20 protein-coding genes, 1 tRNA gene, 2 rRNA genes and 1 pseudogene (1 of these 24 only partly in view) are annotated in these 26007 nt (G+C 51.6%); 7 read left to right on the plus strand and 17 right to left on the minus strand.

Annotated elements, in window-relative coordinates:
- Positions 1–128: 128 nt before the first annotated feature.
- The 6 genes and pseudogenes from G7064_RS06265 to rocF form a co-directional block, all read right to left on the minus strand.
- A pseudogene (locus tag G7064_RS06265) lies at positions 129–1072 on the minus strand (1,4-dihydroxy-2-naphthoate polyprenyltransferase).
- Between the two features lie 81 nt (positions 1073–1153).
- The gene (locus G7064_RS06270; protein ID WP_240935774.1) at positions 1154–1654 is read right to left on the minus strand and encodes a glutathione peroxidase; all 501 of its coding nucleotides are present in this window, start codon (positions 1652–1654) and stop codon (positions 1154–1156) included.
- Positions 1655–1878: 224 nt separating this feature from the next.
- Complete coding sequence (locus tag G7064_RS06275) at positions 1879–2460, minus strand: TIGR00730 family Rossman fold protein (RefSeq protein ID WP_166072919.1); 582 nt, start codon at positions 2458–2460, stop codon at positions 1879–1881.
- Between the two features lie 101 nt (positions 2461–2561).
- On the minus strand, positions 2562–4355 hold the full coding sequence (gene argS, locus G7064_RS06280; RefSeq protein WP_166072921.1) for an arginine--tRNA ligase: 1794 nt from the start codon (positions 4353–4355) through the stop codon (positions 2562–2564).
- Positions 4356–4435: 80 nt separating this feature from the next.
- Positions 4436–4882 (minus strand): YbaY family lipoprotein, encoded by a 447-nt coding sequence (locus tag G7064_RS06285; protein ID WP_133272088.1) that lies wholly within the window; start codon positions 4880–4882, stop codon positions 4436–4438.
- A gap of 142 nt (positions 4883–5024) precedes the next feature.
- The gene (gene rocF, locus G7064_RS06290) at positions 5025–6017 is read right to left on the minus strand and encodes an arginase (protein WP_166072922.1); all 993 of its coding nucleotides are present in this window, start codon (positions 6015–6017) and stop codon (positions 5025–5027) included.
- A gap of 272 nt (positions 6018–6289) precedes the next feature.
- On the opposite strand from rocF, the gene G7064_RS06295 reads away from it, so the two are divergent.
- Together G7064_RS06295 and G7064_RS06300 are read left to right on the plus strand one after the other, a co-directional pair.
- Positions 6290–7699 (plus strand): arginine decarboxylase, encoded by a 1410-nt coding sequence (locus tag G7064_RS06295; protein ID WP_133272087.1) that lies wholly within the window; start codon positions 6290–6292, stop codon positions 7697–7699.
- Between the two features lie 354 nt (positions 7700–8053).
- The gene (locus tag G7064_RS06300) at positions 8054–8206 is read left to right on the plus strand and encodes a hypothetical protein (RefSeq protein ID WP_165963497.1); all 153 of its coding nucleotides are present in this window, start codon (positions 8054–8056) and stop codon (positions 8204–8206) included.
- An 87-nt stretch (positions 8207–8293) separates the two neighbouring features.
- Here the strand turns inward: G7064_RS06300 and G7064_RS06305 are convergent, their stop codons facing one another.
- Positions 8294–8833, minus strand: a complete 540-nt coding sequence (locus G7064_RS06305) for a D-glycero-alpha-D-manno-heptose-1,7-bisphosphate 7-phosphatase (RefSeq protein ID WP_166072923.1) — start codon at positions 8831–8833, stop codon at positions 8294–8296.
- Between the two features lie 165 nt (positions 8834–8998).
- Here G7064_RS06305 and hemG point away from each other — a divergent pair, with 165 nt between their 5' ends.
- Genes hemG through G7064_RS06320 form a run of 3 tightly spaced genes read left to right on the plus strand, consistent with a single transcriptional unit; the run spans position 8999 to position 12154 of the window.
- Positions 8999–10330, plus strand: a complete 1332-nt coding sequence (gene hemG, locus G7064_RS06310) for a protoporphyrinogen oxidase (RefSeq protein WP_166072924.1) — start codon at positions 8999–9001, stop codon at positions 10328–10330.
- Positions 10331–10356: 26 nt separating this feature from the next.
- Complete coding sequence (locus tag G7064_RS06315; protein ID WP_166072925.1) at positions 10357–11151, plus strand: polyprenol monophosphomannose synthase; 795 nt, start codon at positions 10357–10359, stop codon at positions 11149–11151.
- Positions 11152–11209: 58 nt separating this feature from the next.
- Positions 11210–12154 (plus strand): TerC family protein, encoded by a 945-nt coding sequence (locus G7064_RS06320; RefSeq protein WP_166072926.1) that lies wholly within the window; start codon positions 11210–11212, stop codon positions 12152–12154.
- Positions 12155–12238: 84 nt separating this feature from the next.
- Here G7064_RS06320 and G7064_RS06325 read toward each other — a convergent pair whose 3' ends face one another.
- Positions 12239–14389: a transglycosylase domain-containing protein gene (locus G7064_RS06325; protein WP_166072928.1), complete on the minus strand. Its 2151-nt coding sequence runs from the start codon at positions 14387–14389 to the stop codon at positions 12239–12241.
- Positions 14390–14548: 159 nt separating this feature from the next.
- On the opposite strand from G7064_RS06325, the gene purB reads away from it, so the two are divergent.
- Together purB and G7064_RS06335 are read left to right on the plus strand one after the other, a co-directional pair.
- Positions 14549–15907, plus strand: coding sequence for an adenylosuccinate lyase (gene purB / locus G7064_RS06330; protein WP_166072929.1), 1359 nt, complete (start codon positions 14549–14551; stop codon positions 15905–15907).
- A gap of 92 nt (positions 15908–15999) precedes the next feature.
- Positions 16000–17109, plus strand: a complete 1110-nt coding sequence (locus tag G7064_RS06335) for a glycosyltransferase family 9 protein (protein WP_166072930.1) — start codon at positions 16000–16002, stop codon at positions 17107–17109.
- Here G7064_RS06335 and G7064_RS06340 read toward each other — a convergent pair.
- From G7064_RS06340 to G7064_RS06375, 9 genes are all read right to left on the minus strand, one after another.
- Entirely contained in the window at positions 17106–18017 is a 912-nt protein-coding gene (locus tag G7064_RS06340; RefSeq protein ID WP_240935776.1) for a glycosyltransferase, read from the minus strand. The two genes, G7064_RS06335 and G7064_RS06340, sit on opposite strands and share 4 nt — an antisense overlap.
- A complete protein-coding gene (locus G7064_RS22280; protein ID WP_240935777.1) occupies positions 18014–18229 on the minus strand; it encodes a hypothetical protein in 216 nt (71 codons plus the stop codon). The genes G7064_RS06340 and G7064_RS22280 overlap by 4 nt, the downstream gene beginning before the upstream one ends.
- An 80-nt stretch (positions 18230–18309) precedes the next feature.
- Entirely contained in the window at positions 18310–19296 is a 987-nt protein-coding gene (locus G7064_RS06345) for a glycosyltransferase family 2 protein (RefSeq protein WP_133272079.1), read from the minus strand.
- Entirely contained in the window at positions 19289–19816 is a 528-nt protein-coding gene (locus G7064_RS06350) for a DUF4199 domain-containing protein (protein WP_166072931.1), read from the minus strand. The genes G7064_RS06345 and G7064_RS06350 overlap by 8 nt, the downstream gene beginning before the upstream one ends.
- A 48-nt stretch (positions 19817–19864) precedes the next feature.
- Complete coding sequence (locus G7064_RS06355; RefSeq protein ID WP_166072932.1) at positions 19865–20428, minus strand: DUF4199 domain-containing protein; 564 nt, start codon at positions 20426–20428, stop codon at positions 19865–19867.
- A 12-nt stretch (positions 20429–20440) separates the two neighbouring features.
- Positions 20441–22507: a BatA domain-containing protein gene (locus G7064_RS06360; protein WP_166072933.1), complete on the minus strand. Its 2067-nt coding sequence runs from the start codon at positions 22505–22507 to the stop codon at positions 20441–20443.
- Between the two features lie 148 nt (positions 22508–22655).
- Positions 22656–22767 (minus strand): 5S ribosomal RNA (rrf, locus tag G7064_RS06365).
- 83 nt (positions 22768–22850) lie between these two features.
- Positions 22851–25761, minus strand: a 23S ribosomal RNA gene (locus G7064_RS06370).
- A gap of 206 nt (positions 25762–25967) precedes the next feature.
- Positions 25968–26007 (minus strand) — tRNA-Ala (locus tag G7064_RS06375); it runs 34 nt beyond the window's last position.

Genomic DNA, 26007 nt, shown 5'->3' on the forward strand with positions numbered 1-26007 from the left:
CACAGTAACAGAAGTCGACCAGACAAGAACGAGGGCAGGTTTAGTGCGCGCATAGTGCAGGCTAATGTACACATTTGCCCCCCAGAAACCGCTCACTAGCATTCCATTCGAGCGTGCAAATGTAGTTGCTACAGCACCTGTCCTATTCCGAACAGGAGCACAAACACCAGCGTGCTCATAGCCATTTGCTTCAGCAGCGGGTCAAGCTGCTTTGATTCCTGTCGGGCCCATACCTGACGGCCATTGAACCAGAACAGTGGAATAGAAAGCAGAAATAGCCACTGCCAGGGCGAATGGTACGTGAGGGCTACGTAGATGGCAGCGCTGCCCAAGCCAAAGATCAGCAGTAGCCAGTGGTAGCGCCGCGCCAATTTGCCCCCCAACCGCACGGGAATCGTGATTTTACCAGCCAGCTCATCGGAGCGAATGTCGCGGATGTTGTTGACGTTGAGCACGGCCGTAGCGAAGCAGCCTAAGGTAATGGCAGGCAGTAGAATAGCCAGTGGCAGGGTCTGGGTTTGCAGAAAGTAGGTACCACCCACGCCAACCAGCCCAAAAAAGATGAATACCGAGACATCGCCCAAGCCGGCGTAGCCATACGGATTGCTGCCCGCCGTGTAATTGATAGCGGCCCAAATAGCGGCCAGGCCGAGCAGCAGAAACGTCAGCAGAATCCACATGCCCGCCGCGCCCAGCGCTACCCATAGCAGCGCCAGCCCCGAGATAAAGGCTGCTACGCCAAATACGCCCATGGCCTGCTTCATACGGGCCGGTGTGATATAGCCAGCCTGTACCGCCCGCAGCGGACCTTCGCGGTGCACGCTGTCGGCCCCGTTCTGCGAATCGCCGTAGTCGTTGGCGAGGTTACTCAGAATCTGGAGTAAGATAGTAGTAAGCGCGGCCAGCCCCACAACGGCGCCATTGAATTGCCCCCCGGCAGCGGCTAAAAAGCCCCCGTGAGAATACTGGCCAATGCTAAGGGCAGCGTGCGTGGCCGAAAAGCCGAAACCCAAGCGCTGACGGAGCTTGGGGTTGAGTTTGGAGATGTGGAAGAAGCCGAGGAAGTAGTCATACGCCGGAAGCGGAAACCAAAACGTCATGCTAAGATTATCAAAGCATGACGTTTTGCGGAAGGAACAAAGGTACAATCCTTCTATTTCAGAATAGCGGCCACCAGTTCATCACTCATGGGCTTTACTTTGGAAGGATAGTAACCAACAACGTGGCCTTGCTCATCTACCAGGTATTTGCAGAAATTCCAGGTAGGCGCGTCGCTGATGGCCCCGTTCTTCGTCTTGTCGGCCAAAAACTGAAATAGGGGCGCCGTGTCGTCGCCTTTTACCGATACTTTCTCAAACATAGGGAAGGTAACGCCGAAGTTCTTTTCACAGAAAGTGGCAATTTCCTCGTTGGTGCCAGGTTCCTGACCGCCGAAGTTGTTGGCTGGAAAGCCCAGTACGGTTACTTTATCACCGTGCTTTTTGTGTAGCTCTTCCAATTCCTTGTACTGCGGGGTATAGCCGCATTCTGAGGCCACATTCACAATGAGCAGCTTCTTGCCAGCGAACTGGCTTAGCTTCACATCTTTACCCTCAATGTTTTTTACAGTATAGTCGTATACGGTGCCGGCAGCAGTTTCGGAAGCGGTATTCATAGTAGGGGCAGTTGTGGGTTGAGAGGAGGAAGAAAATCCGCAGGAGGCGAGCGCAACGAGCAGAAGAATACTGAAAGCTTGCATGGGGGGCTTTTTCAATGGTTGAGCATGAAGATACTACGTCCTGGCATCGGCCAAACCACAAGTAAGAACCCAATGTTTTGGAGCTCACAAGAATGATGATACAACCCGCTCTGCTCTATCTTAATCAGGCTACTGCCGACTTATGTAGTGGGTGGGCTAAGCCACTTCTCGACTGCTATTGGCTCAAAACGCAGCATTTTATCCAGCAGTAGCACCGGTGATTCGTCCTGCAAAAGCTGCCCACGATTCTCCAACCGTAGCAGCCCCTCCCCCGCCATCGTATCGAGCAGGGCCAGGAGTTGGTTGTAGTAGCCATCCACATTGAGCACCGCTACCGGCTTGCGGTGCAGCCCAAGTTGAGCCCAAGTTAGGACCTCGAAAAGCTCTTCTAGAGTGCCGTAACCGCCGGGCATGGCCACGAAGCCTTCTGCCAAATCAGCCATCAGCAGCTTCCGCTCGTGCATAGACTTCACGATGTGCAGCTCCGTAAGGCCTAAGTGAGCCAGTTCTTTATCAGCCAGAAAATCAGGGATAACACCAATGACACGGCCGCCGTGGCGCATAACGCTGTCGGCCACGGCCCCCATCAGGCCTACTCGGCCGCCACCGTACACCAGCGTCATGTTGCGCTCAGCTAGGGCTTGCCCCATCGCGTCTGCTTGCTGGCGGTAGATATCATTGTGTCCGGCGCTGGAACCGCAGTATACTGCTACACTTTTCATCTGGGAAGGTATGGGCCGAAACGCACCGGAGCGCGTTTCGACTATGACTATTTCGAAAAGCTACTTGCGTTGCCATTCAGGCGAAGGCAAGCCGCCTAATCTTACATGCGTTCAGGCACTGTGATGCCTAATAGGTGCATACTCGCTTTGATGGTGCGGCCGGTTTGGGCAGAAAGAGCCACACGGAATGCCCGGCGGGTTTCGTCAGGGTCAGTAAGCACTTGTACTTCTGCCCAGAAACGATTGTAGGTCTTAGCCAAATCGTAAGCATATTGAGCAATTACTGCTGGCGAGAATGTCCGAGCTGCTTCTCTTACGACAGCAACGTAACGAGCCAACTCCTCAATCATTTCCCGCTCAGATTTTTCTAACTCAATAATTGTTGAAAAATCTGAGGTTTCGCTGATCCCCATTTGCTGAGCCTTACGCCTTAAGGATGCAATCCGAGCGTGGGAATATTGAATAAACGGCCCCGTGTGCCCTTCCAATTGCACCGATTCCTCCGGATTGAACAGCATCCGCTTCTTAGGGTCAACTTTTAGCAGATAGTATTTCAGGGCGCCGAGGCCCAAGATGTGAAACAGCTCGGTTTGCTCGTCCTCAGTCAGGCCTTCGATTTTGCCTTTTTCAAGGGTCGCGACTTTGGCGGCTTCCACTACTTCGCGCACCAGTTCATCGGCGTCTACAACCGTGCCTTCACGGGTTTTCATTTTACCCGTGGGCAAATCCACCATGCCATAGCTGAGGTGGTGAATGGCGTCGGCGTAGGGCTTTTCAAGCTTCTGAAGCGTGGCCTGCAACACCTGCATATGGTAGTTCTGCTCGTCGGCAATAACGTAGATGCTCGAGTCGTAGTGGAAATCGGCGTACTTGAGCTCGGCCGTACCTAGGTCTTGCGTTAGGTACACGCTAGTGCCATCTGAGCGGAGCAGAATCTTCTGATCGAGGCCTTCCTGAGCTAAGTCTACCCAGGTGGAGCCATCTTCCTTGCGGTAGAATAATCCCCGATCCAACCCCTCCTGCACCCGCTCCTTACCCAGTAGGTAAGTACCCGACTCGTAGTAGAACTTGTCGAAATCGACACCGATGGCCGCGTAGGTAGCATTGTGACCTTCGTAGACCCAGCCGTTCATCTGCCGCCATAGGCTGACCACTTCCTCGTCGCCGGCCTCCCACTTTTGCAGCATGTCGCGGGCTTCCATCATCAGCGGCGCCGACGCCTTAGCCTTGTCTTCTGCCACGCCTTCGGCTACCAATTGAGCAACTTGCTCCCTGTAATGCTTCTCAAACAGCACGTAGTATTTACCTACCAAATGGTCGCCCTTGATGCTGTCACTCTCGGGCGTCTCGGCGTGGCCAAACCTCTGGTAGCCCAGCATCGATTTACAGATGTGAATGCCCCGGTCATTGACCAGATTTACCTTCGACACGGTAGCGCCAGTGGCTTTCAGAATCTCAGCCACAGAGTAGCCCAAGAAATTATTGCGCAAATGGCCTAAGTGCAAAGGCTTGTTGGTATTCGGCGACGAATATTCCACCACCACATTCCGAGGGCCGTTAGTGAGTACCGGCGCATTTTCGGGCTGCTGCACTAAGTCTTGAAACTGGCGCAGCCATTCACGGTCGCCTATTTCTAGGTTCAAGAAGCCTTTTACCACGTTAAACCCACTCACGCGGGGTTCATTGGCGACCAGCCACTCACCCAGCGCCTGCCCTATCTGCTCCGGCCCTTTGCCTAGGCTTTTGGTCAGCGAAAACGTCACGAGCGTAAATGTGCCGGCGAATTCTTTGCGAGTAGGCTGAATAACAAGCTGCTCCGTTGTGACCGTAGCGCCAAATATCTGCTGAATAGCGGCGCTCAGCGCCGCTTTGATGTCTTGTTCGAGTTGTTGCACGGGGTGCGGAGAATTAGGAAGTTAAGCGGCACAAAAGTAGTGCAAGCTACGGCTTAGGTTACGAAAAAGCCCCCAGCCCCTTATTTAGCACTCACCTGCTGGAGCACAATGTTCACGTCGAGGGGGTTGCCGTGGGTAATAACGGGGTAGGCTTGGGTGGTCGTGAATAGCAATTTGCCATCTGCCAGAATGCGAGCTTGCACGGCGTAAGTACTCTGCGCCTTGATTTGGGCGGGGTCGTAGCGCAGTAAAAACTCGTACGGCACCTGCTTGCCCTCCGAAGGGCGCAAGGTCAAGGAGTCGAGCACAGTGGCGGCTACATCGGCGAAGCTTACGTCTAGGAGTTGCAGCTTTACGATGGCCGTGGGCGGGAGCGCTATTCGCTCGCGGTAGCTCACTGTGCCCGTAACAGCGGCGCTTACGGTCTGGCCAGGCACATCGCCTTCAGGACCGCGCTTCTGGGGCGTTACGGAGCAGGCACTAAGTGCCAAAGCTATTACTCCCAACCGCACGTTCCTGAGCTTCATATTACTAGGTTTTAGCCTGAACTGGAATTGAATATAGGCAAGCCGCCGCAGCTTTAATACCCCGACTTCAATGGCAGCAGTTGTTTAGTCGCCACTTATCCCCACAAACAAGCGCTGGGGGGCTTTTTTGGGCGAAATAGAGCTACGTGGTGGCGCGACTCTGACGCGAGGTAGCGTCGGCGAGGTGCAGATGATTCTGAATGGTATCCGTGGCCGCTTCCAGAATGTCGAAGGCATTTCTGGCCATCGTATTTTCGGAGTCGAGCGTCGGGTTTATTTCCACCATTTCGAAGCACACTATCCGGTCGTTATCCAAAAGGGCTTGGCATAAAGCAATTGCTTCATCTACGTTCAATCCTTCCTTCACAGGTGTACCGGTGCCTTTGCTGAAGCGTGAGTCCAGCGAATCTACGTCGAACGACACATATACTAAGTCGCAGAAACGTAAGCGCTCATAAATCTCGCGGGCTACCTGCTTCGGGCCTTTCTCTTTGAACTCAGCCAAGCTGAAGTTCTTGATGTTATGGCGCTTAATTACTTCGTTTTCTTCGTGCTCCGTATCGCGCACCACCACATACACCAGGTGTTCGGGCTTAATCTTAGGACCGGGTTCGCCCAAGTTTTTTAAGCGATGCCAGAAAAACTCGGTTTCCGGCTCCGGCACATTCCGCTGGCACTCCAGATTATCCTCGTTCAGCGCCATAGCGATGGGCATGCCGTGAATATTGCCCGAGGGTGTGGTGTAAGGTGAGTGAATATCGGCGTGGGCATCTATCCACACCACGCCCAGCGTTTTGTGCGGATAAGCAGTTTTAATGCCCGCTATAGTGGCGGCAGCGTTGGAATGATCCCCGGCCAGAACTAGTGGAAATTCTCCGAGGCGTACTGTTTGTTCAACCGTGTTAGCAATGTTTTTTTGAACCGTATAAACTGAGTCGATGTGCTTGGCGTAAGGGAAGTGGTTTTTATCGAACAGCACATGATTCAGGTCCGGCACAGCCACGGAATTGAACCGGCGGAAATAATCAGAACCTTTGTTTAAACAGGCAATCCGTAGCGCATCTACGCCCAGACTGGCCCCGCGAGTCCCGGCTCCTAGCTCGGAGCGGACTTCGATGAGCTTAATACGTTTCATAAAAGAACGATGCGCCGACAGGAACGGACGGCTAAGGGCCTTGGCCGAATACCAGAGAGCAGGACCACGTCTCACCGCTCTCGCCCTGGGCGCCCCGCATCGGAGTACCCACCTACCGCCTATCTTTGTCGGCCTACAAAGGTGCGGAAAAGCCCGCAAAAGGCCAATCTGTTGTTAACTGGCGGAAATGATGACGAGTGGATTACCGCCCACCCACTTTATTACCCTTTTCGCCCCAAAATTCTACCCATTTAGCCCTTTCATTTCCCCTAATGGATACCTACCACGACCTGATTTCCCAAACCTTCGATTTTCCCACGGCCGATTTTACTGTTCAGAATAACGAACTACGCTTCCATGATATCCCGCTCATGGAAATCGTGCGCAAACATGGTACGCCGCTGCGCCTCACGTACTTGCCCAAAATCAGCTCTCAGATTCAGCGTGCCAAGACATGGTTTGCTGACGCAATCGAGAAAATAGGCTATAACGGCACGTACACTTATAGCTACTGCACGAAATCGTCGCACTTCAGCTTCATTGTTGAGGAGGCGCTCAAAAACGACATTCATATCGAGACTTCATCTTGGTTCGATATCAATATTGTGCGGGCTATGTACGCGAAAGGCAAGCTCACAAAAGACACGTATGTGATTTGCAACGGCTATAAGCGCGAGGAGTACAAGCGCGATATTTCCGACCTGATCAACGACGGCTTCGTGAACTGTATGCCCATTCTCGATAACCTGGGCGAAATTGATTACTACCACGACCACGTCCGCGAGAAATGCAGCGTCGGCATGCGCTTGGCCTCCGACGAAGAGCCACGTTTCCAGTTCTACACCTCCCGCCTGGGTGTTCGCTACGCCGATGCGATTCCGCTGTATGAGCAGAAGATCAAGGATGACCCGCGCTTCGAGCTCAAAATGCTGCACTACTTCATTAATACGGGCATCAAAGACACCAGCTACTATTGGTCGGAGCTAAGCCGTTTTGTGCATAAGTACTGTGAGTTGCGGAAGGTTTGTCCCACCCTTACTACCATCGATATCGGCGGCGGACTGCCTATCCAAACCAGCATCCAGCCGGAGTACGATTATCAGTACATGGTAGAAGAAATTCTGCGCACTATTCAGCGTATCTGTGCGGAAGAAGGTGTACCAGAACCTCATATTTTCACCGAGTTTGGCATTTTCACCGTCGGTGAGAGTGGCATGACGCTCTACTCTATTCTGGGCGAGAAGCTTCAGAACGACAAGGAGTTGTGGTACATGATTGACGGCTCGTTCATCACCAATCTTCCCGACACTTGGGCCCTGAATCAGCGCTTTATTATGCTGGCCCTGAATGGCTGGGAGAAGCGCTACAACAAGATTCAACTGGGCGGTCTTACCTGCGACTCGCAAGACTACTATAACGCCGAGAAGCACATTTATCAGGTCTTTCTGCCCGAGTTGCGCACCAAGAATCAAGAAACGGTGGAGCCGCAGTACGTTGGATTTTTCCATACCGGCGCGTATCAGGAAAGCCTTTCTGGATATGGCGGCGTTAAACACTGCTTGATTCCGGCTCCTAAGCACGTCATCCTCGACCGCGCTGAAGACGGAACGCTCCTTGATTGGGAGTTTGCCCCAGAGCAGAACAGCGACAGTATGATGCGGATTCTGGGCTATCAGCAGTAGACCAGCCGTTTCTTAATGCAGCTGCCGTTGAAAGGCCCTTTAATACAAGCAAAAAAGCCCCCCACATTCCATGTGGGGGGCTTTTTTGCTTAGAGGAAATACTTTTAGTTGGCCCGAACAGGTCTCAGCTGCTACTATGCTGAGAAAATTGTTCGTAACGCTACGAGCACTTGAACATTAGGGAAGACCCAAGTATATTAGAGACTAAAACATAAGCTGATGCATTGGTTTCGCATAAGCTCTGGATTATTCGCAGCTTCACAGATAATTTAAATCGCGACTAAGCGTTATCGGGCATAACATTTGAGGAATAGAGTATAAGCGTCCGAATTTCCTCTCAACTTGTATTTTATCATGAAAAAACTGCTTCTAGTAGCCGTTGTCGGACTGGCCGGCCTGGGCTCGTGCCGCACTAAGTGCCCGGCTTATTCCACTACCAAGCCTGCTACCCAGGTTTCGTCTTCCATTACGGCTAGCGCAGAACAAACTTCGGCCGCGCGGCAGTAGGTTGCCAAAGGTTTTGCTACACGCACCAAAGCCGGCTTTCCTTCAGGGGAGGCCGGCTTTGGTGCGTGTAGAGAGGTAAGCAGTTATTTAGTTACTATCCAGAATCAAGTCGGTAGCACCTACTAAATCATTGGCTTGCATAAGGTTGGGGTGAATAGTTGTATCGCCAATCAGAATGCCACGTACGCCGGCGCGTGCGCCGGCTTCCAGGTCGCGAAGCCGGTCGCCGATTATCCAGCACTGAGCCGGATCGAGTTGAAAGCGGGCAATACCTTTCTCTATCATCAACGAATCCGGTTTGCGCAACAGCGACTCACTTACCGAAGGATGACCCGGCGCGAAGTAAAGCGCGTCCAGTGCATCATCGCAGGCTGCCTGTAGCTTAATGTGGCAGGCCTTTACCTCAGCAGCCGTGTACAGGCCTTTGGCAATGCCGGCCTGGTTGGTCACTACAATTAGATAATAACCGGCTGCTTTCAGACGAGCTAGGCTTGCGGGCACACCTTCCAGTATCTCGAAGTCGGCTGGGCGCCACACGTATTCGCCAATTTCTTTATTCAAAACGCCATCACGGTCCAGAAAGATGGCTTTAGCGCGAGAGGAATGCTCAGTTTGTGGGTTATTCATTGGCATAAAGCTACTGATTCTGGCTGGGGGGCAAATTAGCGGCCTTACCTTTGATGCCACTGCTGATAAAAGGCATTTATTAGCCGTAGGTTGTGTTGGTAAGAGTGTCACTTGTGGGCCGCTATTCATCCCACACAACTTAGTGGCACTTACTTTTCGCTGACTATGAAAGTCGCTATTCTGGGAGGAGGCATTTCGGGGCTTACACTCGCTTTTTATCTGCAAAAAGCTGGCGTCGCTTACGATCTATTTGAGGCTAATGATACGCTGGGGGGCAATTTGCGCACCGAGCGCCGGGATGGCTATCTGCTCGAAACCGGCCCCAACTCCCTTCAGCTCAGCGACGAGTTGCGCGACCTACTCGCCGACTTGAACCTTACCAGCGAAATTCAGGAAACGGCCGCCGTCAGCGCCAACCGTTACATCCTGCGCAATGGCCGCTACCATCGCTTGCCTGCCTCGCCGCCAGCGTTGCTTACCAGTAGTTTTTTTAGCTTCAAAGCCAAACTGAATATACTGCGCGAATTGGCCCGTCCTGCTGTGCTGCCGGATGCGCAGGAAACACTGGGGGGCTTTTTCCGGCGGCGCTTTGGCTCCGAAATCGTCGATTACGCGCTCAATCCATTTATCTCGGGTATTTATGCTGGCGACCCGGAACAGCTCCTTCTGCACAAGACCTTCCCGAAACTAGCCGCGCTGGAGCAAACGCATGGCTCCGTGCTGCGTGGCCTAGCCAAATCGGGCGGCGCGGGTGGGCGGCGCAAAATTTTTTCCCTGCGTGGCGGCCTCCAAACGCTGGCCACAGCCCTTACCAATCAGCTTACCCACCGCCACACCGGCCAGCTCGTTACGGGCCTGACGCGTGATACGGCGGGCAACTACCAGGTTCAGACGGCTCGGGGGGCTTTTTCAGATGCGTCCTATGATGTCGTCGCCCTGGCCCTACCTGCCTACGCCGCTGCCCCACTACTTAAATCGCTTTTTCCGGAAGCAGCTTTTGCCTTAGCAGCTGTGAATTATCCGCCCATGGCCGCCGTATTCACCGCTTACCGCCGTACCGATGTCACTCACCCGCTGGATGGCTTTGGGGCCCTCCACCCAAAGGTAGAGCAGCCCTACGCAGCCGGCAGTATCTGGACCACCTCCATCTTTCCCGACCGCGCTCCCACCGATCAAGTGCTGTTCACCACCTTCGTGGGCGGGAGTCAATACGCAGCACAAGCTGATCAGGCTGCCGAGGAGCAAAAGGCGGCTGTACATAAGGAATTAAGTCGTTTCTACGGAATCAAGAGTGCTCCACTGTGGCAACATCAATATTATTGGGCGAAGGCTATTCCGCAATTTGATACACGCATTATAGCGGCGCACGCTGCTGCCGATGAACTGGCGGCGCAGGGAATAGAGTCTGTGGCTAATTGGCGGGCTGGAGTTGGTGTACCCGATTGTGTACGCTATGCGCGCCAAATGGCAGAAAAAATCGCTGATAGTGCAGCTTGAGTGCCTATATTTCTATCTTTGATCCAATGAATGATGGGCTGGTCCTAATTCCGACGTACAACGAGCGCGAAAACGCGGAATTGATTATCCGTAAAGTATTCTCGCTACCTAAAGCTTTCGACGTGCTTGTCATCGACGATGGCTCGCCTGACGGTACCGCTCAGGTTGTACGTGAATTGCAAAATGAGTTTCCGGGTCGCTTGTTTTTGGAAGAACGGCGCGGTAAGCTCGGCTTAGGCACGGCCTATATTCATGGCTTCGGGTGGGCTCTGCAACACGGCTACAGCTACATTTTTGAGATGGACGCCGACTTCTCGCATAACCCCGACGACCTTCAGCGCTTATATGAAGCCTGCACCGTGGAAGGCTATGACATGGCCATCGGTAGCCGCTACTGTCAGGGGGTAAACGTCGTCAACTGGCCCATGGATAGGGTATTGATGTCGTGGTTTGCCTCCGCCTACGTTCGCTTCATTACGGGTATGCCTATCGCCGATGCTACGGCGGGCTTTAAATGCTATTCGGCGGAGGTACTGCGCACTATTGAGCTCGACCGTATTCGCTTCGTGGGTTACGCCTTCCAGATTGAGATGAAATGGCTAGCTTACAAGTATGGTTTCCGCATAAAAGAAGTTCCGATCATCTTCACCGACCGTACCCGTGGCACTTCCAAGATGTCGAAGGGTATTTTTAAAGAAGCTTTTTTCGGAGTCGTGCAGATGAAAGTAGCCAGCTGGTTTCGTCGCTTCGACCGGAATTCAGCAGCTAGTTCCAATGCTATTTCGGTTCCGACCGCAACCCCGGCCCGCCAAACCAGGTAAGGCACCTACGGCGGAGTTGCTGCCGGGCCGCGGTCCAGTATCTACCTACTAACAACGAATGGAAAATACCCCCGCCTTTTGGGTTGGCTTCAACGTCTTTGTATTAGCAATGCTAATGCTGGATTTGCTGGTGTTCAACCGCAAGGCCCATGTGGTAAAAATGCGCGAAGCCCTGGGTTGGAGCGCATTCTGGATTGCCCTTTCCCTCACGTTCAATTACCTCGTGTATCGCACGATGGGGGAGCAGGCCGGACTGGAATTCTTGACCGGCTACCTGATTGAGAAGTCTCTGAGTGTGGACAATTTATTCGTGTTCCTACTCATTTTCAGTTACTTCAAGGTTCCCCAGCAATACCAGCACAAAATCCTCTTTTGGGGAATTATTGGAGCCTTAGTGCTGCGGGCAGTCTTTATTCTGGTAGGCGCGGCTTTACTGGCCAAGTTCCACTTCTTACTGTATGTCTTGGGCGCGTTCCTGATTTACACCGGCATTAAGATGGCCACCAGCGGTAGTGAGCCCGAAATTGATCCGGATAATAATCCCGTGGTCAAGTTCTTGAGCCGCTACATGCCCATTACCAGCAAAATAGAGGATGGGCGCTTCTTTGTGCGCAAGGAAAATCTGCTCTTCGCTACTCCTCTGTTTGTGGTACTAGTAATGGTCGAAACAACAGACGTCGTATTTGCTGCCGATTCTATCCCCGCCATTCTCGCCGTTTCTCGCGACACGTTTATCGTGTACACTTCCAATGTGTTTGCACTGCTTGGTCTGCGAGCTTTGTACTTTGCTTTGGAAGGGCTTATGCGACTTTTCCACTACCTGCACTACGGCTTATCCCTGATCCTGATATTTATCGGTTTCAAACTCTTAATTACTGATTACCTCCATATTCCCATGGCCATTTCTTTGGGAGTGGTAGGCTTCATTCTGGTGATATCGGTTATTCTATCTCTAGTGTTGCCCAAGAAGGAAAAGGAAGACACACTCCCACTGCACAAGTAATTGATCGACCACAAAAAAGCCCCCAAAATACTTCTGGGGGCTTTTTTGTGGCTGTATTTTCCTGAATCACGGGCAACAATGTACTTATGGCTGTTGCGGATTTGGAGTAGGGTTGTTGTTATCATCTTGATCAGGCGGAGTGGTATTTACGCCCGCATCAGGGGTTGTATTGCCCCCAAGCAAATCAATCAGATTCAGAGGCTCAAACTGCGCGGAGTCGGCAGGGGCGAAGGCGCGTACGGTATCCACGGCCGTCACAATGTACTTGCGCGCCGGGCCATTGAGCGCCACACCCAACGACAGATCATCATAGGCACTTTGGGAGATCATACCCCGCTTGGCCATAATACCAGCAATAAGTCGGTAAAAATACCGCGCACTGCCGCGCAGGTTACCGTAGCTATCGAAGGAGTAACGGTAGAACTTAGGCTTGGGCACAATGCTGGCTAGGTACAGGCTTTCGGATAAATTCAACTCGCTGGGTGATTTATCAAAGTAGAAGCGGGCTGCATCTGTTACCCCATACACTTTAGGTCCCCACTCAATAATGTTGAGATACACTTCAAACATGCGTTCCTTCGACGCAACACGCGTATTTTCAATAATCCACACAATCAGCGTCTCTTCTGCTTTCCGAGCCAGAGTTTTCTTACGCGTCAGAAACACGTTTTTGACTAGCTGCATCGAGATAGTGCTGCCACCACGTGCGAAGCGCTTCTCTTTGATATTCTGAATAGCTGACTTCACAAACGCCTTTTCCATGAATCCTCTATGCGTGAAGAAGCGAGGGTCTTCGGCCGTCAGGATGGCGTTTTTGAGGTGATTAGAAATTCGGTTGAAAGGCGTAAAATCCCGGTTAGGAGGCCCTACTTTGAAGGTGCGAATAGAGTCGCCCTTGTCGTTATAAGCGGTATAAGCAAAGGCTTGATTCAGCTTACTCAAATCTTCATTGCCCCAGCGCGTAACGCGGAAGTTTTTGCTGCGCAGTGTTGAATTGAACGTCAGGCTATCGAGCTGGTTCATGTCCAAAGCTGCCTTCAGGCTGTACGTAAGCGTGCCCTCGCCCTTCGTTCCTTCCAAGGTTTCAAACATGCCTTCCGGCAACGAAGCGAAAAAGTCATTAGCTGTCGTTTCCGTTGACTTGATATCCGCTTTGAACTGCAAGCCAGCCAGCAAGTCTTTACGAGAAGTAAGCCCATTCAGCTTTTTACCGATACGCCGCTGCTGAACCGGCAGCTTGCGCAAACTAATGGCGGGGTAAAACACCATCTTGTTCAGCGTCACCTTTGTGCCCTCATCCAGCGAAAAAGCCCCCTGGCCCAGCGTAGCCACAAAATCCATAACTCCACTGCGCACCACGATATCCCGATCAGCAAGCTTGGCCTGATAAACAGCAAAGTTGCTGGCTGCTGCTGTACCGCGTAGCGTCAGCTCATCGTCGTCTAGTTCCTTATCGGTCAGGCTAAAGCGTAGCGTATCAAACTGTACGCGCGCTTTATAGCGCTGCTGTAAGTAAGGGAATACTACCGGGCGCTTATTTAAGCCATATACCTTGGCCTGCACCACGTAGTCGCGGGGTTCAACCCGCCCCTGAATGCCTACCCGATTCTCAACGGAATCGATAGTTGCGGTTAGTTGCCCCGCAATATTACCATCTTCAATGGTCAGGCTGGGCATATCAATGGTCGCCGCATGGCCTGGGCTGCGGTAGGTGACGAGAAAGTTCTTAAAATCAGCCTCAGCGGGGATATTATCGAATCCGGCCTCGATGAGTTGATTCAGTAGCAGGCCATAATTGGTGCCCTGCGTAGTATCACGCACTACGGCAGTCGGTCGGCTTTTCTTTTTATAGAGGAAAGAGAAATTATCGGTAGCAGCCGTTTTAAGGGCCGTTAGTCGGGCATTATCGATCTGCAAATTGCTGAACACCGGCCGCCCCGCGAATAAGGAGCGGGCACTGAGAGAAGCATTGATACTACGGGCCCGCAGCAACGTATCCTTGCCCGTAGGCACCAGAGAAACGCCGTCAACACGCACCGTGTTGAAGTCAGTGAACTTAGCCGGTCCAAGGGTCAGCTGCACAGGATATTTTCGCTCTACCCGCGTTTTGACCTGAGCGAGAGCATAGTCCAGAAGTTGTTGGCGCTTCAGGAAGAATACGCCAACGGCGCCGGCCAACAGCAGCACAAGGATGCCGAAGCCAAGGGCGATTTTTTTCTTAGTAGCAGGAGTCACGCGAATAATCAGGGAGAGGATATCGCGACCAGGCTCTGCGAAATTCGCGCCGAACCCACGGCCGCACGAGCCACAAAGGTAGCGAAAAGCCGAACGCGGCGTTTATGGTAGCGTGAGCGCATTCGCTACCTTTGGTCCTTCTGACTTTTTCTGCCCCTCATGTCTGCCCCTGACACTACACTTTCTCCGCTCACTGCCCTCTCTCCCCTCGATGGCCGCTACCATCGCCAGACGGCTCCATTAGCCACTTATTTCTCCGAGCTGGCGCTGATTCGTTACCGGGTGCGGGTGGAAGTAGAATACTTTATTGCGCTCTGCGAGCTGCCTCTACCCCAATTATCCAGCATCGATTCTAATATATTTGCTTCATTAAGAGAAGTTTATAAAAATTTCTCCATCAGGGATGCGGAAGCGGTGAAAGCTCATGAGCGCGTGACGAACCACGACGTGAAAGCCGTTGAGTATTTCCTGCGCGATCAATTCTCCTCACTAGGGTTAAACGATTATCTGGAGTTTATTCACTTTGGCCTCACTTCTCAGGACATCAATAACACGGCTATTCCTCTCAGCTTGCGCGAGGCACTGACGGAAATAATATTGCCACAATACGTTGGCTTGCAACAGCATTTGCAGGCGCTTTCCCAAACCTGGGGGGCAATTCCGATGCTTGCCCGCACGCATGGGCAGCCGGCTTCCCCAACCCGCCTGGGTAAAGAAATCGAGGTATTCGCCGCCCGCCTAGCAGCACAGTTGGATCTGCTAGCTCAGGTTCCGTTCGGCGCTAAGTTCGGAGGAGCCACTGGCAACTTTAATGCGCATCATGTCGCCTACCCCCTGGTAGATTGGAAGGAGTTTGCTAACCAATTTGTAAATAACACCTTAGGCCTGCATCGAAGCCACCCGACCACTCAGATTGAGCATTACGACCACTTGGCCGCTACCTGCGACGGCTTAAAGCGGCTGAATACCATTCTGATTGACTTCGCTCGCGACGTGTGGCAATATATTTCGCTGGGGTATTTCCGTCAGACCATCAAGGCCGGCGAAGTGGGCTCGTCGGCCATGCCGCACAAGGTCAACCCTATTGATTTTGAGAATGCGGAAGGCAACTTGGGAGTAGCCAACGCTTTGCTGGAGCATTTGGCTGCCAAGCTGCCTATCTCCCGCCTTCAGCGCGACCTCACCGACTCCACGGTACTGCGTAATCTGGGCGTGCCACTTGGCCACACACTATTGGCACTGAACTCCTTACAACGCGGTATAAGTAAGTTGGCCCTCGATGAAGAAGCCCTCCGCCGCGACCTTGATGCCAACTGGCCCGTGGTAGCGGAGGCTATCCAAACCATTTTGCGCCGCGAGAATTACCCCGATCCTTACAACGCGCTCAAGGCGCTCACTCGCACCCACGGCCCGATTACCGAGCAAACAATTCGGGAGTTCATCGACACCCTGACGGTAAGCGAAGAAGTGAAGGCTGAGCTGCGAGCCATTTCTCCCATGAATTACGTGGGTATTTAACAGCCGTTGATTGCTGGCGAATATGCCTAGAGTGACAATGACAACTCCATTCGCCAGCTTGCACATTAAACAAAAGATAATTCCAGCCCTCAATGCCCGAACTCAACGGCATCCTCGTTCATCCTGACTGCCGCCATTTCCGCGGTGATATTCCCTGTCGCCCTAATAAAGAACAGGGCTACCAATGCGCCGGCTGCCCAGTATATGCACCTACACAGCAACGGATTCTTATCATCAAGCTCGGTGCCATTGGCGACGTAATTCGGACTACGCCTCTGCTGCGCAAACTTCGTCAGGAATATCCGGCGGCTAAAATCACTTGGCTCACGCATACGCCCGCTATTTTGCCCCCCAGCGCCGTAGATGAGATTCTGAAGCTGGACTTAGCCACGGTGTTGCACTTGCAGGCCCGCGAGTTTGAGCTGCTATTCAACTTAGATAAAGACAAAGAAGCCTGCGCCCTGCACGATACTATTCGGGCGGTGCAGAAGTTTGGTTATACACTGCTCCCGAATGGCATACCATGGCCCGGCAATACCTTGGCTAATCACAAGTTCCTTACGGGTGTATTTGATGAGCTGAGCTTACAAAATCAGAAGCCGTATGTGCAGGAGATCTTTGAGCTGTGTGGCTACGAGTTTCGGGGCGAGGAGTACATTTTCGATAACCACGACGATAAAGGATACCAATGGGACGCCTTACCGACGAGCCGCCCGCGCATTGGTCTTAATACTGGCTGTGGCGACCGTTGGACCACGCGTTTATGGTCCGACACGCACTGGATAGAGCTAATCACTCAACTTCAACAAGCTGGCTATACGACCGTGCTACTTGGTGGCACTGCGGAAGACGAACGTAACCAGCGCCTGCGCCTAGTTACCGGAGCTGCTTATCTGGGCACGTTTCCGTTGGAGCAGTTTATCAACTTGATGCAGCAGATGGATCTGGTTGTGACTCAGGTTACGATGGCCATGCACATTAGCATTGCGCTTGGCAAGCCAACCGTCCTGATGAACAATATCTTCAATCCCCGTGAATTCGATCTGTACGGCCGCGGCCAGATTGTGCAGCCTGACCGGCAATGTGTCTGCTTTTACCGTGGCACCTGTAAGTTAGGGACGAGCTGCATGGAAGATTTGCCCCCCGCTAAGGTTTTTGCAGCCGTGCAGGCTTCATTGCCCACTTCGATCCCACAAAGTTAGTTTGCCATGGCTTTGAGGGCTGTTACCATCTCACTCCAGGAAAATTGTTTTTTTTGCTCTCGCACCCCTGCCGTAAACTGCTGCTCCCGCTTGTTTTGGTAAAAATCAACCAATGCATCGGCAATAGCTTTTGGCTGCGGTTTGGTAACGTAGCCCACCTCGCCGTCAGGTATCAACTCCGATAAGCCGCCAACATCAGTGACCAGCATAGGGCGCTCAAAGTGATAGGCGATCTGTGATACGCCGCTTTGAGTCGCGTTTTTGTACGGCTGAACAACCAGATCGGCGGCGCAGAAGTAGTCAGCGACGCGCTCATTGGGAATAAAGTCGGTGGCCCGCACCAACCGTTCTTCCAAATTATACTGCTGAATCAAAGCATCGTAGGGTGCAGCAGGCTCATAAAATTCGCCAGCAATAAGAAGCTTAACTGGTAAGGCGCTAAGTCGCGCATCAGCGAAGGCTTCGAGCAAAAGATCCAAGCCTTTATAAGCTCGAATAAAGCCAAAAAACAGAATGTATTGAAAATCCGGGCTAAGATTTAACGCCTGCAAAGCTTGCATTTTGGGCTTTAAAGGCCCGAAATTATCGTAAAGCGGGTGTGGCTGGTAGCGAGCGGGCTGGTTGAAATGCAGACGGCGCAGATCAGCCAGCACGGAGCGCGACATCGTCACGAACCCATGACAAGCCGACAGGAAATAGCGCGTCAGGGGCCGGTCGCCGGGGCGTTTTTCGTGCGGAATTACATTGTCGGTGATGGCTACTACACGCGTGTGGCGATTGCGGGCAATAAGGCGGGCAATGGTGCCCAACGCCGGGCCCATAAACGGCAGCCAAAAGCGGAAGACAACCAACTCCGGCTTTTCGCGACGCAACCGATTCCCTACGCGCCACCACGATACTGGACTCACAGAATTGATACTAACCTCAATTTGTAAGTCGTGGGGGCTTTTTCGGTACTAAACTGGGTTTGCCCCGGAAACAGAAAGCTAGGATATTGTAAGCTAAATGTTACGAGCCGCACATCGTCACCGGCGTCGCGGAAAGCCCGCGCTAACCGCTCATTGTAGGTGGCTAATCCACCCCGTAACGGATACGCAGGCCCAATAATGACGACGCGCATAGTTTCAGCTTGGCATAAATGAAAAAAGAAACAGCCCGTAATCAGCATGTTTTGACACTTGCTGATTACGGGCTACTCCGCTATTTAATATTCAGTTTCTCCCTTACTAAGTAGTCGTTCCGACGGGCGCCGCTCAAAGAAATCATCTCGGCCAGAAACCCCGCTAAAAACAATTGAACACCTACAATTACCGCTACCAAAGCCAGAAAGAATAAAGGCTGTGCGGTTACGTCGCGCGCTTTTAAGTTGTTTAGAGCCAGATAGACTTTTTGCCCCCCAATCCATAGGGTGATGATCATTCCGAGCAGAAATGACAACGTGCCCATCGTGCCAAAAAAGTGCATGGGACGCCGCCGAAAACGACTTACAAAGGTGATGCTCAGCAAGTCCAGAAAGCCGTATACGAAGCGCTCTAGGCCAAACTTCGTCACCCCGTACTTCCGCTCCTGATGTTGTACCGGCTTCTCCCCGATGCGGGCAAAGCCGTTCCATTTGGCAATCACCGGAATGTAGCGATGCATCTCCCCGTACACCTCAATGCCTTTTACCACGCGTTGGTCGTAGGCTTTAAGACCGCAGTTGAAATCGTGCAGCTGAATACCTGATATCCAACGTGTAACGCCGTTAAAAAGCTTGGTTGGAATGGTCTTGCTCAGTGGGTCGAAACGCTTCTTCTTCCAGCCACTCACCAAGTCATAGTGCTCTTCCGTAATCATACGATAGAGTTCGGGCAACTCCTCCGGGGAATCCTGCAAGTCGGCATCCATGGTGCACACCACACGCCCCACTGCTGCCCGAAAGCCCACGTTGAGAGCGGCCGACTTACCATAATTACGATTGAAGCGGATGCCGCGTAGATGAGTATCGGCCTGCGCCAATTCCTCGATTACCTCCCACGAATCATCGGTACTACCGTCATCAATCAAAATGACTTCGTACGTGAGTCCGTGCTGAGCTAGCACTCGATGAATCCAACGTGTCAGTTCTGGCAACGATTCTGCTTCGTTGAGCAGTGGGATTACGACTGATATTTCAACAGGAAAATGTTGAGGCAAACGCTTACTCAAATTCGGGACGATTATGCTTGGTAATAGCAGCTATAATAAGGCTAATTAAAAAGCCGATTAAAGCGGATCCTAAAACTGCTATAACAATACCAACAGGGCCGCTTGAAAACCGTTGGGACATCTGAATCGCCTGATCTATCTGCGCATCGCTCATATTGCCGGCTTCCTCCATCTTAGCGCGCGTTTGATCCATTACGCGCTGAGTTACAGATGGATCAATAAATTCCGTGTACACATAGCGAAAAATGCCCCCCAGTAATCCTGCAATCAAGCTAATCAACGTTCCAATTCCTAGGCCTTGGCCATATGACATAAAGCCACCATTATTCTCCTTGTAAAATTTGTGCGCTAAGTAGATACCCCCAGCTAAGATGAGAAGGCTTAGAAGACCTAACGCTGTATTTTGCTCCAAACTGGTAGCCAGTAGAATAAAGGAGTAAATAATAGATACAATACCCGTCAAAAGGCCATAACGTAAGCCAACAGAGGTAGTAGAAACTGGAGTAGAATTATTTGCCATGGCATTTATGAAATGAGAGAAAGATGAATAATAGCGGCAATAACGCAGTTATTTTCTAAAGAAAACGCCCCCCGGAAAGCTTAAAAGCAATCCAAACAGCAATTTCTTCTCAAAATCATCAGATGCCAACGCCTGCGGCGTGTGAGCTAAGCTTTGACGGGCTCGGTCGTATTGTTCTTGGCCTCCTGGCTGCTTTACAAATTCTGCCTTACTAGCCTCAAGAAGCGTTTTCATCTCTGCCAAATGCCGATCAATTGGTGCTTGCCCGGTGATTCGTGCAAAACCATATACACCGGCGGCCGACGTCACAGCAGACAGAACGGTCGTCAGAATACCAGCTAATAATACACGTCGCAAGCCTGGCCCGACTGGCAAAAAGGAACGCCGAACTGCCCATTGGCAGAGTAATACAGCTAATGGTGGCACGAACACACTTAGCAAACGCTTAGGTCCATATGGATTGTTGTCGGTCAGATAAAGTACGATTACCCAAATAACACATATGAATCCAGCTCCAATCCCGTAGCGGAGCGCATGGCGTACAGTAAGTTTATTAGGGTCTGAGGCTGAGTTCACTTGATTTGGAAGGTGGTAAAGCAAGATGGTAGACACCTGCCGCAAAGACTATTGGATGGATTTTAGGGCGGCCACGGCCATTGGTTCCGCTAGTTTAGGTCTGGTCATAAAACGAAGTAACAACGCTTCGGCCAGTAAACAGGCAAGTGCAGCCCACAAGCAGTATTGCCATAAGGGTGTACCGATTCGCTCAGCCCGATATTGTGCTGCTACAGTTTGCCCCCCAGATGCGTCATAAACCTGAATATTTGGATGGTTATTGCCAATCATGTTCCGCAGTTCATCGGCTGAGAAGCGCGCCAAATCTGATTCTCGCTTATCGAGGTTAAATGCCAGGGTTTTGACTGTACGACCGTTACGCGTGAGCTGATAAAAGCCGGCATCTTGCATTCCAGGTGGAATATCAAAACGCAACGCGCCCGCTTGTAGTCGCTGCACAGGAATGAATGTTGAACTATCCTTTGTTAGCTTGAATACTTGCTCGGCATTGTCTGTTGCTTCTGGTACAGCCACTACTACTGTCCGTTGATTTAAGCGGTAAGCTGGATTTTGGTCATTTCGAAAGCTTTCCATTGCCAATCGGTACATCACTGGCACAAATAAAGCATGACTAGTAAAGTCTGAATATTCCGCCTCAAATGGGGCAGAAAATAAATATACAGTACCTCTGCCGCTGTTGAAGCTGGCTAGATAGCCGTCGCCATCTTCTAACCGCATAATGTCTGTTTCAGACCTTGACCAGCGTAATACAGGCGACACTTTTGGCATTACAGTCTGTCGATTACGGGCTGCAAATACTTCTTTAAAGAAAGGATTCTGAGGACTTGGAACAGATACATCCTTGAACCCTGGCGTGCCAGTAGGCACAGGCTCCCATTGCACCGAGCCTATTCCTAGCTCTTTGAACAGTTGCATATAAGATGCGCGGCCTGCGGCAAGTATGGGTGGCACAATAACTACTGAGCCGCCATTATCTACTAGCCTCTTTATATTTTCGAGCAGGCTAGCATCCACGCGTGGCTGCTGAACTATAGCAAGATTAGCCCCTGCTAACTCACTATAATTTATGGTCTGTGGAGTGCTTTTTCTGTATGAGAATAAGACTTCATTCGCATACAAGCGTTGCGTAGCTGGTTCACCCGTGGCCAAATCAACGATACGGATCTGCGGCGAAGGCTGGAGGGTAAAGTAGTAAGTATTATCAAAGGTTACAGGAAAATCCTCGATCTCTACCCTACAACGTTGCAATTCATTGCTATCAATGCGTACCCTTACGGGGGTAGTTATTGGGTTCTCAGTCCCAACGGCTGTACGATATACCGCTGCTTGCTTATCACCTATGAATAACTTGACCTGACAATTATCAACTGCCTCTTGCCCGCCATTACGTAGTCGAATTCGCAATATTATATCAGCACCGCGTCGCACGAATGCATCATCTAGCACTATGCTATCTACATATACATTCTTGACAATGTCTTGCTGACCTGTAGGCACCAGAAAAATCTTATCCGTAGAATCAAGTTGAGATAAGAGTTCAGAAGAGAAATCATTTTTCTGAAAATCTGAAAAGATGAAAGTTTGCCCACTTCCATCTCTAGCCAACCTTTCTCTCTTAACTAATAATCTCCTCAAACCTCCGGCTTGCCCTGATATAGTAAGCTGTTCTGTAGCACTCTGAAATGCAGCTTTACTAAGTGTATTACCAGCTGAAGGAAGATGAAACCGAGTTGTGGCTGGATAGACATCAGCAAGATTTCTAGCCTCTTCCACTGCCCTATCCAACAAAGATTGATCACTACCTTGAGCTTGCATACTTGGTGAAGTATCTACAAGTATAGAAACAGATTCTCCTTCCTTTATGTCTTCCTTTGCGGCCGGGATAAATGGCTGACAGAACATCAGGACCAAAAACAGGATAAACCCAATCCGAGCCAGTAAAACTAGTAAGTGCTTTAATTTCCTTTGACGAGCAGTTACTAGTTTTACCTCCTTAATAAAGCCAACATTGGTAAAATGTATGAGTTGAGGCCTACGCAACTCAAAAAAATGAATAACAATAGGGATAGCTACAGCAAGTAATCCCATCAAAAACCACGGAGATAATAACGCCATTGCTAAAGATAATACTTAAAAATAGTCCACTCCTATTTCACATAGGAGAGAAAGACGGCTTCTCGTCTAGGTAAAACAGGGCTGCTCCTAAACGCGAACAGCCCCCGCATCCGCTGATCGGGGACGCTGGGGGCTGGACTGAAAGTAAGGTTGGCGGCGACCGACTCTCCCACCGGTGAAGGTAGTACCATAGGCGCTCCGGGGCTTAACTGCTCTGTTCGGAATGGGAAGAGGTGAACACCCGGGCTAAAGCCACCATTACTGGCGGTCGTGGCGGGTTCAGGGCCACAACAAAAAACGTTGACGTAGAAAACGAGTAAGAAGCCACAGAAAAGAGCTGGTATTAGGTAAGTGTTCGAGTCATTAGTACTACTCGGCTCGGCCATTTCGGACCTTCCACCTGTAGCCTATCGACGTGGTAGTCTACCACGACTCTTCGTATATGAGAGATCTCATCTTGAGGTGAGTTTCGCACTTAGATGCTTTCAGCGCTTATCTCATCCCAGCGTAGCTACCCGGCGCTGCAGCTGGCGCCACAACCGGTGCACTAGCGGCTGGTCCATCCCGGTCCTCTCGTACTAAGGACAGGTCCTCGCAAATCTCTAACGCCCACCACAGATAGGGACCGAACTGTCTCACGACGTTCTGAACCCAGCTCGCGTGCCACTTTAATCGGCGAACAGCCGAACCCTTGGGACCTTCTCCAGCCCCAGGACGTGACGAGCCGACATCGAGGTGCCAAACCTCCCCGTCGATATGAGCTCTTGGGGAGATCAGCCTGTTATCCCCGGCGTACCTTTTATCCTTTGAGCGATGGCCCTTCCATGCGGAACCACCGGATCACTATATCCGTCTTTCGACCCTGCTCGGCTTGTAGGCCTCACAGTCAAGCCCGCTTCTGCTATTGCGCTCTGCGTACGGTTACCAAGCGTACTGAGCGGACCTTTGAAAGCCTCCGATACTCTTTTGGAGGCGACCACCCCAGTCAAACTACCCACCAGACACTGTTTCCCCGTCTCGGAGATTAGGCACCGAGTAACACAAGGGTGGTATTTCAACGTTGGCTCCCCGAGAGCTGGCGCCCCCGGCTCGTAGCCTCCCACCTATCCTACACATGTGTTACCCAGCGTCAATGTCAAGCTATAGTAAAGGTGCACGGGGTCTTTCCGTCCCGTGGCGGGTACTCGGCATCTTCACCGAGACTACAATTTCACCGAGCTCACGGCTGAGACAGCGCCCAGATCGTTACACCATTCGTGCAGGTCGGAACTTACCCGACAAGGAATTTCGCTACCTTAGGACCGTTATAGTTACGGCCGCCGTTTACCGGGGCTTCGATTCAAACCTTCGCCTTGCGACTAAGTTCCCCTCTTAACCTTCCGGCACCGGGCAGGTGTCAGACCTTATACTTCCGCTTACGCGTTCGCAAAGTCATGTGTTTTTGTTAAACAGTCGCCTGGGCCTTTTCACTGCGGCTTCTTGTCTTGCGACAAGGAAGCGACCCTTCTCCCGAAGTTACAGGTCCATTTTGCCGAGTTCCTTGGCCGTGATTCACTCGAGCCCCTCAGGATACTCTCCTTGACTACCTGTGTCGGTTTGCGGTACGGGTTACAATAAGATTAAAACGCTTAGCAGGTTTTCTTGGCAGTCTGATTAGGTACACTATCCCCGTGGCCGAGGCCGTAGGGTACTATCACGTTTCAGCAAAGTCAGCGGATTTACCTACTGTCTCTATACCTACGCGCTTCAACGGGCACTTCCGTCCGCCCGCGGTACTTTCACTTCTGCGTCACTGCATCACTTCTCATTGTAAGTGCTGGAATATCAACCAGCTGTCCATCGACGTAGCCTCTCGGCGTAGCCTTAGGTCCCGACTAACCCTGCTCCGATTAGCGTTGAGCAGGAAACCTTAGTCTATCGGGGGCGGGTTTCTCACCCGCCTTATCGTTACTCATGCCTACATTTGCTTTTCTAGCCGCTCCAGCACGCCTGACAGCATACCTTCACCGCTGCTAGAATGCTCCCCTACCACTTGCATATAATGCAAATCCATCGCTTCGGTACCGGACTTGATGCCCGCGTATTATCGATGCCCTCTCGCTCGACCAGTGAGCTGTTACGCACTCTTTAAATGAATGGCTGCTTCCAAGCCAACATCCTGGCTGTCAAGGCAAGTGGACCTCCTTTGTTCAACTTAGTCCGAATTTAGGGACCTTAGCGGATGGTCTGGGTTCTTTCCCTCTCGGCATGGGACCTTAGCACCCCACGCCTCACTGCCGGCTATATTACGTGGCATTCGGAGTTCGTCTGGATTCGGTAGGCTTTGACACCCCCTAGTCCAATCGGTAGCTCTACCTCCACGTAACTCAACGCCGACGCTGTACCTAAATACATTTCGGGGAGTACGAGCTATTTCTCAGTTTGATTGGCCTTTCACCCCTACCCACAACTCATCCAAATCCTTTTCAACGGAAACTGGTTCGGGCCTCCAGTTGGTTTTACCCAACCTTCACCCTGGTCATGGGTAGATCACAAAGTTTCGCGTCTACCCCCCCTGACTCTGCGCCCTATTCAGACTCGCTTTCGCTGCGGCTCCATGACTTGAGTCATTTAACCTTGCCAGGGAGGAGTAACTCGTAGGCTCATTATGCAAAAGGCACGCCGTCACCCCACAAAAGGGCTCCGACCGCTTGTAAGCACACGGTTTCAGGTTCTTTTCACTCCTCTATTCGAGGTTCTTTTCACCTTTCCCTCACGGTACTGGTTCACTATCGGTCTCTCAGGAGTATGTAGCCTTAGCGGATGGTGCCGCTGGATTCAGAGGGGATTTCTCCGGTCCCCCCCTACTCAGGAATCCTCTACCGTGCTTGATTCTCTCGCTTACCGGACTCTCACCGTCTATGGTCGACTTTCCCACGTCGTTCAGCTAAAATCAAACAATCAGATGTTGAGGTCCTACAACCCCGCGCTGGCCGTAACCAACCCGGTTTGGGCTCGTCCCCGTTCGCTCGCCACTACTTAGGGAATCATTGTTATTTTCTGTTCCTCCGGGTACTTAGATGTTTCAGTTCCCCGGGTTTGCCCGTCTACCACTAAAGATAGACGCCCCTGTGCTTCACACAGGTGGGTTGCCCCATTCGGATACCCGCGGATCACCTCGTATGTGCCAATCCCCGCGGCTTTTCGCAGCTTATCACGTCCTTCTTCGCCTCTGAGAGCCTAGGCATCCCCCGTGTGCCCTTGTTTACTTACCTTATCTCCTTCCGCAAGGAAAGGAGGGCTCATAACAAGAAACCACTAAAAGTAGTCCTCGCTTCTTTCTTTTTCTTCTTACTCGTTATCCTACGTCAAAGAACATCTGTCTTCCTGTTGAAGACACTGTTGCTAGCGACCTGTCGCCAAGCCTGCTAACTAGTACTGTTTAGCCTCCTTGTTATCTACCTATTATAGACAACTTATGTGGAGAATAACGGATTCGAACCGTTGACCCCCTGCGTGCA

Source organism: Hymenobacter sp. HDW8 (assembly GCF_011305775.1).
Taxonomy (GTDB): domain Bacteria; phylum Bacteroidota; class Bacteroidia; order Cytophagales; family Hymenobacteraceae; genus Hymenobacter; species Hymenobacter radiodurans.